Here is a 13,526-nt window from a genome sequence, read left to right on the forward strand (position 1 = left end):
GCTGGCGGGCGCCGCCGCGTCAGGGCCGCGGCGCCGAGGCCGGCGCCGGCGCCGCGACGGCCCGCCCGCCGGTGCCGGCCTGCCGCGCGCGCTTCTCCCGCAGGCAGTCCTGCGTGACGAGCATGGTGGCCTGGTCGGGGTTCGGCAGGGTGGGCGCCGCGTAGATGATCGCGATCGCCTTGTCCACCGCCTGGCTGTCCGGGCCGTCGCCATAGTACTTGTGCGACTGCGCGAGCGCCTGGGCCTTGGTCTTGCCGCGCTTGCGCCAGCCGGAAATCTGCGCGGCCACGTCGCCGACCGCGAAACAGCGGTCGTCGAACGCCTGCGCGTGGGACGGGAGGGCCGGCAGCGCGGTGCAGCACGCGACGGCGAGGGACAAGACGGCTGGCTTCATCGGGAAATCCTGTGGCTCGAAAACACGGTGCCGGGCCGCAAACCGGCCGGCGCCGCGACAATCGCACAGTCTATCGAAAAGACGGGGCGCGGGCGGCCGGCGTGCGAGGCCGCGAGCCGCGCCCTGCGGCATCCGGCAAGCGCTCGCCCCTCGGCGCGCCGCGCCGTGCGCACCCGGTGCGGCGCCTGCTATCCTAGCGCTCGACGCGCCGCCACGAGCGCCGCCACGAGCCCGCCGGCCGCACCGCCAGGGCGCGAGGGCAAGGCCGCCGCCTTGGCCGCGTGGCCGGCCGCTGCCCAGGCCCGGGCCGCGCGCGCATCGGCGGTGTGCCGCATCCGCACCGCGCCCGGCGCCGTGCCGCCGATGCGCGAGCGGCACGGCGCGAAAGCCGCACTCCCATGACCCGCCGCGCAAGCCGCGGCCCAATGACGAAGGCATGCGATGACCGTCCCCTCCGATCCCCCAGCCGATCCCGCGATCGTCGCGGCCTTCGCGCCGCATGGCGTGCTGCGCGCCTCGATCAACGTCGGCAACCCGATCCTCGCCGGCCACGATCCGGCCACCGGCCAGCCGGCCGGCGTGTCGGTCGATCTGGCGCGCGCGCTGGGCGCCGCGCTCGGCGTGCCGGTCGAACTGCTGGTGTTCCCGACCGCGGGCGAATCGGTGGCCGCGGTGGCCGACGAACGCGCCGACGTCGGCTTTTTCGCGATCGATCCGCTGCGCGGCGCCTCGATCGCGTTTACCGCGCCCTACGTGCTGATCGAAGGCGCCTATCTGGTGCGCGACGCCTCGCCGATCCGCGCCAACGAGGAGGTCGATCGGCCCGGCACGCGCGTGACGTCGGCAAGGGCAGTGCCTACGACCTGTTCCTGACGCGCGAGCTGAAGGCCGCGCAGATCGTGCGCGCGCCGTCGTCGCCGGCGGTGGTCGCGACGTTTCTGGCCGACGGCCATGACGTGGCGGCCGGCGTGCGGCAGCAGCTCGAGGCCGATGCGGCGCGCACGCCGGGGCTGCGGCTGCTGGACGGCCGCTTCATGGTGATCCGCCAGGCCATGGGCCTGCCGAAAAGCCGTGGCGAGGCGGCGGCCGGCTTCCTGAACGGGTTCGTCGAGGCCCGCAAGGCGTCGGGCTTCGTGGCCGGTGCGCTCGAACGGCACGGCATCGCCGGCGCGTCGGTGGCGCCGGCCGGGGGCCGTTAGCGGCGCGGCTCGCCGAGCGTCCTGCCGCGGCCGGCAACCAGCGCCGCCCGTGCGGGGTCCGGACGCGCAGCTGGCGGGAGCGGCGGCGAAGCCGCGAGCGCGGCGCCCCGGGCCTCGGCTGCCCCCTGCAACAACGGCAGCGCCCGCCGGATGTGCTCGGCGAACGCCGCGATCAACGGCGGGGGCGGCTGGCGTTCGAGCTGCAGCGTGATGCTGACGGCCGGCAGCGGCGGCAGCGGCGGCAGCGGCGGCAGCGCGGTGAGCCCGGCCAGGCTGCTGCTCGGCATGGAGATCGTCGAGGACCGCCGTACCAAGGCGCCCGACCACGGACTCGGCGCGAGGATCACGCGCGAATGCGTGAATCTCGGGCTCAGCATGAACATCGTGCAACTGCCGGGGATGGGCGGCGTGTTCCGGATCGCACCGCCGCTGACCGTCAGCGACGAGGCCGTCGATCTCGGCATCGCGCTGCTCGGGCAGGCGATCGAGCGGTCGCGATAGGCGCGGAGGGTGGGGAGGGTGGGGAAAGTCGGGGTCGGCCGGGCCGGCGCGTGCCGCCGGGGGCTGACGGCGAAGAACGGGGCGGCAAGGTTGCCGTTGCCGCCCCGCTGCCGGGCCTCGCGCGCCGCGCGTGAGGTCTGCGCGGGGCGTCCATCGCCTCGGGCCTCAGCCGCGCGTGTTCGTCGCGACGTCGACGCTGGCCTTGATCGCGTTCGAGTACGGGCAGATGTCGTGGGTGGTCTCGACCAGTTTGGCCGCGTCCGCCTCGGGCACGCCCGGCAGGTAGACGTCGAGCGCCGCGGTGATGCCGAAGCCGCCTTCCGAGCGCGGGCCGATGCCGATCGTCGCCGTGACGGTGGTGCCTTCCGGCACCTTGATCTTGGTCTGCTGCGAGGCCACGCGCATCGCGCCGAGGAAGCAGGCCGAGTAGCCGAGTGCGAACAGCTTCTCGGGATTCGCGCCGTCGCCGCCCGGGCCGCCAAGCTCCTTCGGCACGCTGAGCTGGAACGACAGCGTGCCGTCGGCCAGCTCGGTCTTGCCGTCGCGGCCGCCGCCGGAGGCGGTGGCGGTGGTCTTGTACTTCGCATCAACTGACATGAGTGGCTCCTGTTCGAGTTGGCATGGCTGCCCATGGTAAGCGCGCGCCGCCGGTTTCGTCCATCGCGGCCCGCGCCCCTCGGGCCGCACGCCGTGCCGGGCGGCGCCGGCACCGTCTCGCCTAGCAAGGCCCGCGCCCGTCGTGCCGCGGCATCCGTCGGCACGTCCGGCCCCACCTTCGCGCGGTTCATGCAGGCCAGCGTCGTGAAGCGCCTCGCGTTGTTGTTCGAGAAGACGGGAGAGAGTATTTTTCCACTACCCGATTCCACCCTCCGCGCCGGCGCAGCGAGGGCGGCGCGCGCACGACCTGCTGGGGAGCCGTTCCATGCCGTATTCGAACCCGCGCGCCACGCGCGCGCCTTACCCCGCCGCGCTGCGCGCCATCCTCAACATCGCCGCGGCCGACCAGAGCGGCGCGTGGCTCGCGCATTGGCCGCTGCTGAGCCGCGGTGCCACGCCGCTGCTCGAGCTGCCGGGCGCGGCCGCGCGGCTCGGCCTTGCGCGGCTCGCCGTGAAGGACGAGGCGGCGCGCTCGCCGCTCGGCAGCTTCAAGGCGCTCGGCGCGCCGGTCGCGCTGCTGCGGCTGATCCGGCCGCGCTGATCGCCGGCCGCCACGCCGGGCAGCTCGCCGCGCTGACCGTGATCAGCGCCACCGACGGCAATCACGGCAGGGCGCTCGCCGCCGCCGCGCGCGCCGTGGGCTGCGCCTGCGTGATCGTGCTGCACGCCAGGGTGGGCGCCGAGCGCGAGCGGGCGATCGCCGCGCAGGGCGCGCGCATCGTGCGCATCGCCGGCAACTACGACGAATCGGTGATCCACGCGGCGCGGCTCGCGCGCGAGCAGGGCTGGCACGTGGTGTCCGACACCTCGCATGACGGCTGCGAGGCCGTCGCGCGCGACGTGATGCAGGGCTACGGCGTGATCGCGGGCGAGACCGTCGCTGACGACTTTTGACATTTGCGCGGCGCCAAGCCGCGTAACATGGGGCGCGTCATGCATGGCGCGCCCGCTCGCGCGGGTGCCGTTTTCCTCCACCTCACCCACCGATTGGAGCCCAGACATGAGCATCTTTGGCGATATCGTGAACAAGCTGTTCGGCAAGGCCAAACCGGACCAGCCGCCGCCCGCGGCCGAACCCGTCCCGGACCCGGCCGCCGCGCAGGACGTGGCGCCCGAGGCCGCGCCGGCCCCGGCGCCGCTGTCCGACGTCGACGTCGCGGCGGTGATGGACCAACTGGTGGCCGACAGCGGCCAGACGCTGAACTGGCGCGTGTCGATCGTCGACACCATGAAGGCGCTCGGCGTGGACAGCAGCCTCGAGCATCGCAAACGGCTCGCCGCGGAACTGCACTACGACGGCGACATGAACGACTCGGCGAGCATGAACGTCTGGCTGCACAAGACGGTAATGCAGGCGCTGGCCGCCAACGGCGGCAAGCTGCCGTCCGATCTGGCGAATTGAGCGCCGGGCCGGCACTGCCGCAGGGCGGCCGCGCAGAGGCGTGATGCCGGGCCGCGCAGCGCGGGCGGCCGCGCCGCCTTGCACCGAACTGCCGGCGCGCCAATCACCAAGGCCGGCGCGAAACCGCGCCGGCCTTGGTCAAGCAATACGCCCGCGAGCGGGCGGCGGCGCTCAGCGCCGCACGAGTTCGCCGTCGCGCAGGCGCCAGATGCCGAGCGGGTTCGCGTCTTGCAGCGCCTCGGGCAGCAGCTCGGCCGGCAGGTCCTGGTAGCAGACCGGGCGCAGGAAGCGGTCGATCGCCATGGTGCCCACCGAGGTCGTGCGCGAATCGGAGGTGGCAGGGAACGGGCCGCCGTGAACCATCGCGTGGCAGACCTCGACGCCGGTCGGATAGCCGTTCGCGAGAATCCGGCCCACCTTGCGTTCGAGCACCGGCAGCACGCGCTTCGCGACCGGGTAGTCGGCCGGATCCAGCAGCAGCGTGGCCGTGAGCTGGCCCTCGATGCCGTCCAGCACGCCCAGCAGCTCCTGCTCGTCGCGGCATGCCACCACGATCGAGGCCGGCCCGAAGATCTCTTCGGCCAGGCCGTGGTTCGCCATGAAGTCGGCCGCCTTGGCGCGGAACAGCACCGGCAGCGCGCCGCAGGCGTTGTCGGAGGCGACGCCGTCGGCCACGCGCGCCACGTCCGGCTGCTGCGCGCGCTCGTCGATCTGGCGGCGATAGGTGGCGGCGATGCCGGCCGTCAGCATGACCTGCGACGGCTTGCCGGCGAGCGCGGCCGAGGCGGCGGCCACGAACGCGTCGAGTTCCGGGCCTTCGATCGCAAGTACCAGGCCCGGATTCGTGCAGAACTGGCCGGCGCCGAGCACCAGCGAATCCACGAAGCCCTGCGCGAGCTGCGCGCCGCGCGCCTTCAGCGCGGCCGGCAGCACCAGCACCGGGTTGATGCTGCTCATTTCGGCGTGAACCGGAATCGGCTCGGCGCGCGCGGCGGCGATCGCCGACAGCGCGAGGCCGCCGCGGCGCGAGCCGGTGAAGCCGACCGCCTTGATGGCCGGATGCGCCACCAGCGCCTCGCCGACCGCGTTGCCCTTGCCGATCACGAGGGAGAACGTGCCCTCGGGCAGGCCGAGCTCGGCCACCGCCTGCTGGATCGCGCGGCCCACCAGCTCCGAGCCGCCCAGATGCGCCTCGTGCGCCTTCACCACCACCGGGCAGCCGGCCGCGAGCGCGGAGGCCGTGTCGCCGCCCGCCACCGAGAACGCGAGCGGGAAGTTGCTGGCGCCGAACACCGCCACCGGGCCGATCGGGATCTTGCGCGCGCGCAGGTCGGCGCGCGGCAGCGGCTTGCGCTCGGGCAGCGCCGAGTCGAGCGTGGCATCGTTCCAGCGCCCGTCGCGCACCAGTTGCGCGAACAGGCGCAACTGCCCGCAGGTGCGCGCGCGCTCGCCTTCGAGGCGCGCGACCGGCAGCGCCGTTTCCAGGTGCAGGCGCTCGATCAGCGTCGCGCCGAGCTGCTCGATGCCGGTGGCGATGGCCTCGAGCAGCGCCGCGCGCGTGTCCGGCGGCGCGGCGCGGAAGGCGTCGAACGCCTCGCCCGCGAGGCGGCAGGCGCGATCGACGTCGGCCGGGCCGCCGGCGCCGAATTCCGGCTCGAGTTCGGTGCCGGTGGCCGGCGCGAACGCGCGCAGCACGCCCTGCGTGCCGCGGACCGAGGCCGCGCCCAGCAACATGTTTCCGGTGATTTCGTGTGTCATGCGATATCTCTCCTGCGAATCGGCGAATCGAGTGGCGCCTGCCGGCGCGGATCGTGCTTCACGCATTGCTTTCGCAAGCATGACGCACGCATGGGCCCCGGCCGTGCCGCGGGCGGATGCCAGCGTGGCACGGGCCGGTGCCGGTGCGAACCGAACGGCCCGCAGCCGGCGACGTCCGACATCATACCCAGCAAACGAGGCGGGCACTTGACAGCGGATCCGGCCCGGCGGCGCTGCCTGCCGCGCGGCGTCGCGTTGCCCGCGCGGGCCGGTGTGGTTACGATGGCGATCGCGCCGCGCCGGTCCGCATCGCCGGGCGGCGGCCCGCGGGCCGGCCCGCCTGCCGGCGCGCCGCCGCTCACGATCGCCTCCCCGTCACCTCACGCCACTCCGACATGACCCCGACCCATTCCACGCCGCCCGCGATCCGCGCGATCGTCACCGGCCACACGCGCGGCCTCGGCGCCGCGCTCGCCACGCAGCTGCTGCGCCGCGACATCGCCGTGCTCGGCGTGTCGCGCGGCGCGCACCCGTCGCTCGCCGCCCAATACGGCGGCCGCTTCGCCGAGGCCGCGCTCGACCTCTCCGACCCCGCGCGGGTGGCCGCGTGGCTGGCCGGCGGCGAGCTCGAACGCTTCGCGTCCGGCGCGCGCACGGTGCTGCTGATCAACAACGCGGGCACGGTCGAGCCGATCGGCCCGCTCGCGGTGCAGACGCCCGAGGCGATCGCGCGCGCGGTGGCGCTGAACGTGACGGCGCCGCTGCTGTTCGCGAGCGCGGTCGCCCAGCTCGGCGACGGCTCGCTCGAGCGGCGCATCGCGCACGTCTCGAGCGGCGCCGCGCGCAACGCCTATGCGGGCTGGAGCGTCTATTGCGCGACCAAGGCCGCGCTCGATCATCACGCGCGCGCGGTCGCGCTCGATCACAACGGTCCGCTGCGGATCGCCAGCGTCGCGCCGGGCGTGGTCGACACCGACATGCAGGCCACCATCCGCGCCACCGACGCGAGCCGCTTTCCGCAGCTCGACCGGTTCGAACGGCTGAAGGCGAGCGGCGCGCTGACCACGCCCGACGATGCGGCGCGCAAGCTGATCGACCACCTGCTCGACGACAGTTTCGGCAACCCGCCGATCAGCGACGTGCGCGACTGGTGAGCAAGGGCTGCGGCGCGAGCCCGCTCGTAGCGGCGCTCGGCTACGCGCCGCCGGCCGCGAGCCGGCATCGCTCGCGCATCGCGGGCCGGCAGGCCGCTCGCCGCCATCGGGCGCAGGCGCGCGAGCTGCCCGAGTGGGTCGATGCGAAGCGCCGCCGGCGGCGTGCCCAACGCCGCCAGCACCGCGCTGCGGCGCTCGATCGACAGGCCGCGATAGGGCGCGGCCTCGCGTCTTCCCGGCTTCCGCCGGTGGCCGGCCTCTGCGCCGCCACCACCGGCATCTCGCCCGTGCGATAGAAGAAGCTCGCGTGCGTCGGCTTGGCGGCGCGCAGCACGCGGCAGCGCGCCGGCCTGCGGATCAGGCGGCCCTGCGCTCGCTCGTGCGTCGCGCGCCGGATCGCGATGCCGCCGACCGGGTTCAGGCCGGCGACCTCACCGGGCGGCCGCCCGCATCTCGATGAAACCGCATGACCGCCGCGCGGCCTGCCGCCGGGACGGCTGCTCAGCCGCGCGGCGAGACGCCATCGTCCGCTTCGGGCGTTTCCGCCTCCGGTGCCGCCGGCGGCCGGCGGCCGGGCTTCGGCGCGCGCCGCTCCTGGCTCGGCGCGTGGCCGAACTGCGCGCGGTAGGCCTTGCTGAAATGGCAGGCCGAGCGGAAGCCCGCGAGCGGCGTGACGCGCGCGATCGACAGGTCGCTGTTGCGCAGCAGCTCGCGCGCGTGCTTGAGCCGGACCGCGAGGTAGTAGTGGGTGGGCGAGGTGCTCAGATAGTGCTTGAACATCCGCTGCATCTGTCGCTCGGACAGCCCGATCAGCCGGGCCAGATCGGCCAGCGGCAGCGGTTCCTCGAGGTTGGCCTCCATCAGCCGCACGGCTTCCACCAGTTCGGCGCGCGAGAAGCCGACCCGCGAATCGACCGGAATCGGCTGCGGGTCGCTCGCGCCGCGGATGCGGGCCAGCACGAACTGCTCGGACACGCGCGTGGCCAGCGGCTGGCCGCGCTCGGCGGCGATCAGGCCGATCATCATGTCGAGCGGCGCGGTGCCGCCGGTGCAGGTCACGCGGTCGCGATCGATCACGAACAGTTCGTCGACGAGCGCCACCGCCGGGAATTCGGCGTGCAGCGCCGAGAGGTTTTCCCAGTGCACCGTGCCGCGATAGCCGTCGAGCAGCCCGCCCGCCATCAGGGCATAGGCGCCCGTGCAGATGCCGCCGAGCGGCACGCCGCGCCGCGCGAGTTCGTGCAGCGCCTCGATGAGCGGGGCGTCCACCGCCTCGCGCACGCGCGTGCCGCCGCAGACGATCATCAGGTCCGGCAGCGGCGCGCCGAAGTCGAGCCGCTGCGTGGGCCGCGCGACCACCCCGTTGCTGGCCGGCACCGCGCTGCCGTCGATCGAGTAGACCGTCCAGCGGTAGAACTCGCTGCGATCGGCGTAGTTGGCCATGCGCAGCGCCTCGATCGCGCTCGAGAACGCGATCATCGAGAACGACGGCAGCGTCAGGAAACCGAAGTGGCGGAGCGTGGGTGCGGGCATGGATTCAGCATCGGTGCGGACGGACGCGCGAGGTTGGGCCGTGCGTGACGCCGCCGCCGCCCGGCATCGCCGGCCTCGGCCGGGCCGCCGCCGGGCGCCACGGGCACCTGCCGCACCCCGGGAGGCGCGCGGCGTCACCCCCGAATCATTGCGAGAAACGCGCGTGCCGGATCGCGCAATTGCGACGGCCGCTTGCCTATTCCCGACACCGGCGCGCCGCCGCCATGCGCGCCGCGGCGGCGCCCTCCGGCGCGGCTTCGCGGCAGGCGCGCGGCGGCGTCGACGCGACCGGAATAGCGGGGCGGCAACGCTGTCGTTTCCAGTCGGCTTCGGGACGTTTGCGAGCAGGCTTTCGCGCTTGCGCTCGCGCAAACTCGGGGACGCCATCACCGTATCCGACAACAGGCGACGACGACCGGGCGGGCCGCCCGATCGCTCGACGAGACACGCCGCCGCGGCGGCGCATCGCCATTCCCACAGGAGCGTGCCATTGAGCCCATCTACCCGCAGACCTCACCCCAAGGCGGCCGGCAGCCCGCGCGTCGCGCGTGCGTCCACCACCGCGCAGCCCCGCTCGCCGGGCGCGCCTGAAGCGCGCGCGGCCGCCAGCGACCAGCACGAGGTGACGGTCGTCGATCGCGCGCTGCTGCGGCGCGCAGTGGGCGCGATGGCGATCGGCAACGCAATGGAGTGGTTCGATTTCGGCGTCTACAGCTATATCGCCGTGACGCTCGGCGAAGTGTTCTTTCCGTCCACCAGCGGCCCGGTGCAGTTGATCGCCACTTTCGGCACGTTCGCGGCCGCGTTCCTCGTGCGGCCGATCGGCGGCCTGGTGTTCGGCCCGCTCGGCGACCGCATCGGCCGCCAGCGCGTGCTCGCGATGACGATGATCCTGATGGCGCTCGGCACCTTCGCGATCGGCCTGATCCCCGGCTACGGCTCGATCGGCATCCTCGCGCCCTTGCTGCTGCTGGTCGCGCGGCTCGTGCAGGGCTTCTCGACGGGCGGCGAGTACGGCGGCGCGGCCACCTTCATCGCCGAGTTCGCGGCGGACCGGCATCGCGGCTTGATGGGCAGCTTCCTCGAATTCGGCACGCTGGCCGGCTACCTGCTCGGCGCGGGCACCGTCACGGCGCTCGCGGCGGCGCTCTCGCCCGCGCAGATGCTCGACTGGGGCTGGCGCGTGCCGTTCTTCATCGCCGGCCCGCTCGGGCTGATCGGCCTCTACATCCGCACCCGCCTCGAGGAAACGCCGGCGTTCCGCAAGGAGGCCGAGCGCCGCGAGCGGTCCGGGCGCCCGCACGCGCGTCCGTCGTTGGCCGCGCTGCTGGCCGGGCAGTGGCGGCCAATGCTGGTCTGCGTCGGGCTGGTACTCATCTTCAACGTGACCGACTACATGGTGCTCGCCTACCTGCCGAACTACCTGTCGGCCACGCTGCACATGGCGCAGACCCGCAGCCTGGCGATGGTGTCGCTGGTGATGCTGGCGATGATGCCGCTCACGCTCGCGGCCGGCTGGCTGTCGGACCGGGTGGGCCGGCGCCCGGTGCTGCTGGCCGGCTGCCTCGGGCTGATCGTGCTGGCGGTGCCGGCGCTGCTGCTGATTCGCGGCGGCCAAGGCGTGCCGCTGTTCGCCGGCATGATGGTGCTGGGCGTGCTGCTCTGCTGCTTTTGCGGCGTGATGCCTTCGGCGTTGCCGGCGCTGTTTCCCACCTCGGTGCGCTATGGCGCGCTGGCGATCGGCTTCAACGTGTCGGTGTCGCTGTTCGGCGGCACCACGCCGCTCGTCACGGCATGGCTGGTCAGCGCCACCGGCAACCTGATGATGCCGGCCTACTACCTGATGGGGGCGGCGGCGCTCGGCGCGGTGGCGGTGCTGGCGGCGCGCGAGAGCGCGGGCCGGCCGCTGCCGGGCTCGGCGCCATGCGTGGCGACCCAGGCCGAGGCGCAGCGCCTGCGCCGTGACGGCGCGGGCCGGCTCGCCCAGGCCGGCTTCACCCCCGCCAGGAAGTAGCCGCCGCCATCGCCGGCAAGCCCCGCCGGCCGGACCGTTCCCGGTTCCGGCACCGGCCGGCTTTGCGCGGCGTGCGGAACCGGTTGCGTGCGCAACGGCTGCGGTCTGCGTCCCGCGCGCCGCCGTCGACGCAGCCGAAACGGGCCGCCACGATCCGTTGCGCGGATGTTCTTCACGGACTTGCCGGGTTTTCCGCCGATACCGGTTTCGACAACGTTCGACCTGTTCCAAGAGCACGGCGGAGAAACCGGAATGAAGCGTCCGTTCTCCTTCGCGCTGCCTGCCATCGCCTCGCTTGCCGCCGGCGCGCTTCAGACCTACCGGCTTGCCCGCGCCCGCGGGCTACCGGCAGGCGAGCGGCAAGACGCTCGCCGCCGGCGGCCGGCCGCGGCGGCCGCCTCGCTCGGCAGCTGCGGCGTGGGCGCGGACCCCGGCAGCCGGGAAGCGGCCGGGGGCGGGACTCGCTACCCGCTCTGACGCACGCCGCGATTCGGTGATCCGTTCGATCCGCGCGGGGCCTTGCGCCGCGCGGGCAGGCGCCGGATCCGCGCAGATCCTCCTACACCTACCCACCGCGCACGCGCGTCGGCCAGCCCCATGAGGCGGCCGCCGTCGCGCGCGGCGCGAGAAATTGCCGAATCTGCGGTGCGGGCACGGTAGCGCTTACCGACTCGCGGCCGCCGCGCGCGCGGCCGGCATAAAAACACCACGCACCGCGCGCGCATGCAACTCGCGTTTCGCAAAACTGTCAGTCACGGACGGCAGAATCGCTTTTCACTCACTTCACTCACCACAGGACGATCCCATGTCACTGAACTATGGCCTGTTGAAGGGCACCGTTACCGGACATCTGCGCAACGCCGACGACGATCATTACCAGATTCTCGTGCATGCGGGCGACGAGGTGTTCCGGATCGCGGTGAACGTGAAATCGTCGGCGCCGCACGCGCCCTCGACGGTGCTGTTCGAATCGACGACGACGCTGCCCGACTCGCTGACCACGCAGCTGATGGCGGCCCAGACCGGCTTCACGAAGCTGGCGAGCAAGCCGGGCGGCCTCGCGATCGACTTCGTGCGCGGCGGCCTGGTGAATACCCAGGCGATGGCGCCGGTGCCGCCCGACGTGCCGGGGCAGAGCAATGACCTGAAGGACCGGCTGGAGAGCGCCGTCGTGAAGGCGATGGACGAGGCCGGCTCGCTGGTGTTCGCGTTCGGCGCGAAGTGGGGACCCGAGAACAAACCCGACCAGTATTTCAAGTTCGTGCCGGGCCAAGGCATCCACGACATTCACATGAACCAGGGCAATTCGGGTTCGTATAAAAAGGACAACGGCGTCTACCAGGACGGCTGCCTGATGCTGCGCTATCCCGACGGCTCGTGGCTCGCGGTGTTCATCGCGTTCCAGTCGCAGACCTTCGATACCGACGATCACGGCAATCCGGCCTGAGCGCGGCGCTGCGCCGAGGGCGGCGGCGGCCGTGCCGCCCTCGGCACGGAGGCAAGAAAATATCGAAACCGTGCCGGATAGGTGTCGATGACCGGTCCGGAGCGGCTTTTCCTGATTCGGCGGGCTCCCCGCCGTTCGAGCCGATCGGCATGAGAGTGGCGATCGTGCTGCTTACCGCCGGCGGCCGGTCGGCGATCGATCCGTTTATGTAGGATGGCGAATCATTGTCATCTTTCGGAAAGCCCAATGATTCTTCCGAGCCGGGCCGCCTGCCGGCCTCGGCCCAGCCGGCTTTTCGCGCCCGCTTCGCATGCCTTGGCGGAGCTCGCGCGCCGCTCGTCATGCGCATCCGTTACGCCCTTGCGTCGGCGCAATGTGGGCGACGTCTGCCCATGCTTGCCGCAAACCGCGGTCATGCCGCCCCGGCAATCCCGGCGATGCGCCGCTGCCTGGCCGGCTTGACGCACATCAGCGAGCCCCGGGGAAATCGCGTCGAGTTCGGCCAAATCAAAGGACCACGAAGGGAATCGGCTTTAGAGGCCAGTTCAAAAACCCTGCTCAGCTCGTCTGAAGATGTTCCAACAGATGAGCGAGCAGCCAAGTTTGAGGAATGCTTCGTGAATGTAGGCACGTCGCTCGAAGCGAGTGCGTAGGCGCCGGAAATTGTGGAGCCAGGAATGCGTACGTTCGACCACCCAACGATACTTGCCCAGACCACTGCCATGCTCGGTCCGGCGCTTGGCGATCACGGGCTTGATACCGCGTTCACGCAACGCGCGACGATGTCGGGTGGAATCGTAGCCGCGATCGGCGTAGACGACGCCGGGATTCTGAAGCGGTCGGCCACGAACGCCGCGAATGGGTGGAATCGCATCAACGAGCGGCAGCAACTGCGTGACGTCGTTGGTGTTCGCGCCAGTCAGGATCGCAACGAGAGGAACGCCGTTGGCGTCTACGAGGACGTGGTGCTTGGAACCGGGTCGCGCGCGATCGGTGGGGTTCGGGCCAGTTTTTCGCCCGCCCCAACGGCGCGCACGGACGACGAATCGACCGCAGCGTATGACAGATCGATTTGGCCGGCCGCACGCAACTTGTCGAGTAGCAACTCGTGCAGTTGGTCCCATACACCAGCCTTTTGCCAGTCGCTCAATCGCCGCCAGCATGTGGCGCCCGAGCCAAAGCCCAGACGAGTCGGCAAGTGGTTCCAACGAATTCCCGTTTTGAACACGAACAGGATGCCGTTGAGAGCCGCACGGTCGGACACGCGCGGGCGACCAGGATCGCTCTTCGCTCGAAGCTTCGCAGGTGGCAGCAATGGTTCGATCAGTATCCACAGTTCGTCGTCAATGATTGGCGCTTCCATCCTTGGACTTCCGTTGTTCTGATGCCCAAGGTTAACAGCTTGCCGAGGAAGTAAACAGCCCCTCTCGGGAGTTTTTGAACTGGCCTCTTAGGATGAATTTCAGC

10 protein-coding genes and 3 pseudogenes are annotated in these 13,526 nt (G+C 72.0%); 8 read left to right on the forward strand and 5 right to left on the reverse strand.

Features of this window, described 5'->3' with window-relative positions; translation table 11 throughout:
• Positions 1-19: 19 nt before the first annotated feature.
• Positions 20-394: a hypothetical protein gene (locus KS03_RS05195; RefSeq protein ID WP_015877843.1), complete on the reverse strand. Its 375-nt coding sequence runs from the start codon at positions 392-394 to the stop codon at positions 20-22.
• A gap of 441 nt (positions 395-835) precedes the next feature.
• Between KS03_RS05195 and KS03_RS05200 the strand changes: the two are divergent.
• Both KS03_RS05200 and KS03_RS05210 read left to right on the forward strand, forming a co-directional pair.
• Positions 836-1,593 (forward strand): annotated as a pseudogene (locus tag KS03_RS05200) (ABC transporter substrate-binding protein).
• 273 nt (positions 1,594-1,866) lie between these two features.
• Positions 1,867-2,094, forward strand: a pseudogene (locus KS03_RS05210) (aspartate aminotransferase family protein); the annotation flags it as partial.
• A 165-nt stretch (positions 2,095-2,259) separates the two neighbouring features.
• On the opposite strand, the gene KS03_RS05215 reads toward KS03_RS05210, so the two are convergent.
• On the reverse strand, positions 2,260-2,691 hold the full coding sequence (locus tag KS03_RS05215; protein WP_015877842.1) for an organic hydroperoxide resistance protein: 432 nt from the start codon (positions 2,689-2,691) through the stop codon (positions 2,260-2,262).
• Positions 2,692-3,016: 325 nt separating this feature from the next.
• Here KS03_RS05215 and KS03_RS05220 point away from each other — a divergent pair.
• Both KS03_RS05220 and KS03_RS05225 read left to right on the forward strand, forming a co-directional pair.
• Positions 3,017-3,633, forward strand: a pseudogene (locus tag KS03_RS05220) (pyridoxal-phosphate dependent enzyme); the annotation flags it as partial.
• A gap of 118 nt (positions 3,634-3,751) precedes the next feature.
• A complete protein-coding gene (locus KS03_RS05225; protein ID WP_015877841.1) occupies positions 3,752-4,153 on the forward strand; it encodes a DUF3597 domain-containing protein in 402 nt (133 codons plus the stop codon).
• A 171-nt stretch (positions 4,154-4,324) separates the two neighbouring features.
• Here KS03_RS05225 and KS03_RS05230 read toward each other — a convergent pair whose 3' ends face one another.
• Complete coding sequence (locus tag KS03_RS05230; RefSeq protein WP_015877840.1) at positions 4,325-5,911, reverse strand: aldehyde dehydrogenase (NADP(+)); 1,587 nt, start codon at positions 5,909-5,911, stop codon at positions 4,325-4,327.
• A gap of 395 nt (positions 5,912-6,306) precedes the next feature.
• On the opposite strand from KS03_RS05230, the gene KS03_RS05235 reads away from it, so the two are divergent.
• A complete protein-coding gene (locus tag KS03_RS05235) occupies positions 6,307-7,065 on the forward strand; it encodes an SDR family oxidoreductase (protein ID WP_015877839.1) in 759 nt (252 codons plus the stop codon).
• Between the two features lie 501 nt (positions 7,066-7,566).
• Here the strand turns inward: KS03_RS05235 and KS03_RS05245 are convergent.
• Positions 7,567-8,598, reverse strand: coding sequence for a GlxA family transcriptional regulator (locus tag KS03_RS05245; RefSeq protein WP_015877838.1), 1,032 nt, complete (start codon positions 8,596-8,598; stop codon positions 7,567-7,569).
• Between the two features lie 490 nt (positions 8,599-9,088).
• Here KS03_RS05245 and proP point away from each other — a divergent pair, with 490 nt between their 5' ends.
• The 3 genes from proP to KS03_RS05260 all read left to right on the forward strand — a co-directional run bounded on the left by proP (position 9,089) and on the right by KS03_RS05260 (position 12,059).
• Positions 9,089-10,612 carry a glycine betaine/L-proline transporter ProP gene (proP, locus tag KS03_RS05250; protein WP_080569411.1) on the forward strand — a complete coding sequence of 508 codons (1,524 nt, stop codon included), beginning with the start codon at positions 9,089-9,091 and terminating at the stop codon, positions 10,610-10,612.
• A 165-nt stretch (positions 10,613-10,777) separates the two neighbouring features.
• The gene (locus KS03_RS05255) at positions 10,778-11,089 is read left to right on the forward strand and encodes a hypothetical protein (RefSeq protein ID WP_017433466.1); all 312 of its coding nucleotides are present in this window, start codon (positions 10,778-10,780) and stop codon (positions 11,087-11,089) included.
• Between the two features lie 328 nt (positions 11,090-11,417).
• The gene (locus tag KS03_RS05260; protein WP_015877836.1) at positions 11,418-12,059 is read left to right on the forward strand and encodes a YukJ family protein; all 642 of its coding nucleotides are present in this window, start codon (positions 11,418-11,420) and stop codon (positions 12,057-12,059) included.
• Between the two features lie 545 nt (positions 12,060-12,604).
• Here the strand turns inward: KS03_RS05260 and KS03_RS29560 are convergent.
• Positions 12,605-13,422, reverse strand: a protein-coding gene (locus KS03_RS29560) for an IS5-like element ISBugl2 family transposase (RefSeq protein WP_085962430.1) whose coding sequence is annotated in 2 segments (ribosomal slippage) — positions 12,605-13,074 and positions 13,074-13,422 — 819 coding nt in all. Because the reading frame shifts where the segments join, the coding sequence is not laid out codon by codon here.
• Positions 13,423-13,526 lie beyond the last annotated feature (104 nt).

It is taken from the genome of Burkholderia glumae LMG 2196 = ATCC 33617 (assembly GCF_000960995.1).
In the GTDB taxonomy this organism is placed as follows: domain Bacteria; phylum Pseudomonadota; class Gammaproteobacteria; order Burkholderiales; family Burkholderiaceae; genus Burkholderia; species Burkholderia glumae.

What these genes read in the sequence shown, in the direction of transcription:
- KS03_RS05195 (WP_015877843.1), bottom strand. Translation starts at nt 394, where the DNA reads ATGAAGCCAGCCGTCTTGTCCCTCGCCGTCGCGTGCTGCACCGCGCTG.
- KS03_RS05215 (WP_015877842.1), bottom strand. Translation starts at nt 2,691, where the DNA reads ATGTCAGTTGATGCGAAGTACAAGACCACCGCCACCGCCTCCGGCGGC.
- KS03_RS05225 (WP_015877841.1), top strand. Translation starts at nt 3,752, where the DNA reads ATGAGCATCTTTGGCGATATCGTGAACAAGCTGTTCGGCAAGGCCAAA.
- KS03_RS05230 (WP_015877840.1), bottom strand. Translation starts at nt 5,911, where the DNA reads ATGACACACGAAATCACCGGAAACATGTTGCTGGGCGCGGCCTCGGTC.
- KS03_RS05235 (WP_015877839.1), top strand. Translation starts at nt 6,307, where the DNA reads ATGACCCCGACCCATTCCACGCCGCCCGCGATCCGCGCGATCGTCACC.
- KS03_RS05245 (WP_015877838.1), bottom strand. Translation starts at nt 8,598, where the DNA reads ATGCCCGCACCCACGCTCCGCCACTTCGGTTTCCTGACGCTGCCGTCG.
- KS03_RS05255 (WP_017433466.1), top strand. Translation starts at nt 10,778, where the DNA reads ATGTTCTTCACGGACTTGCCGGGTTTTCCGCCGATACCGGTTTCGACA.
- KS03_RS05260 (WP_015877836.1), top strand. Translation starts at nt 11,418, where the DNA reads ATGTCACTGAACTATGGCCTGTTGAAGGGCACCGTTACCGGACATCTG.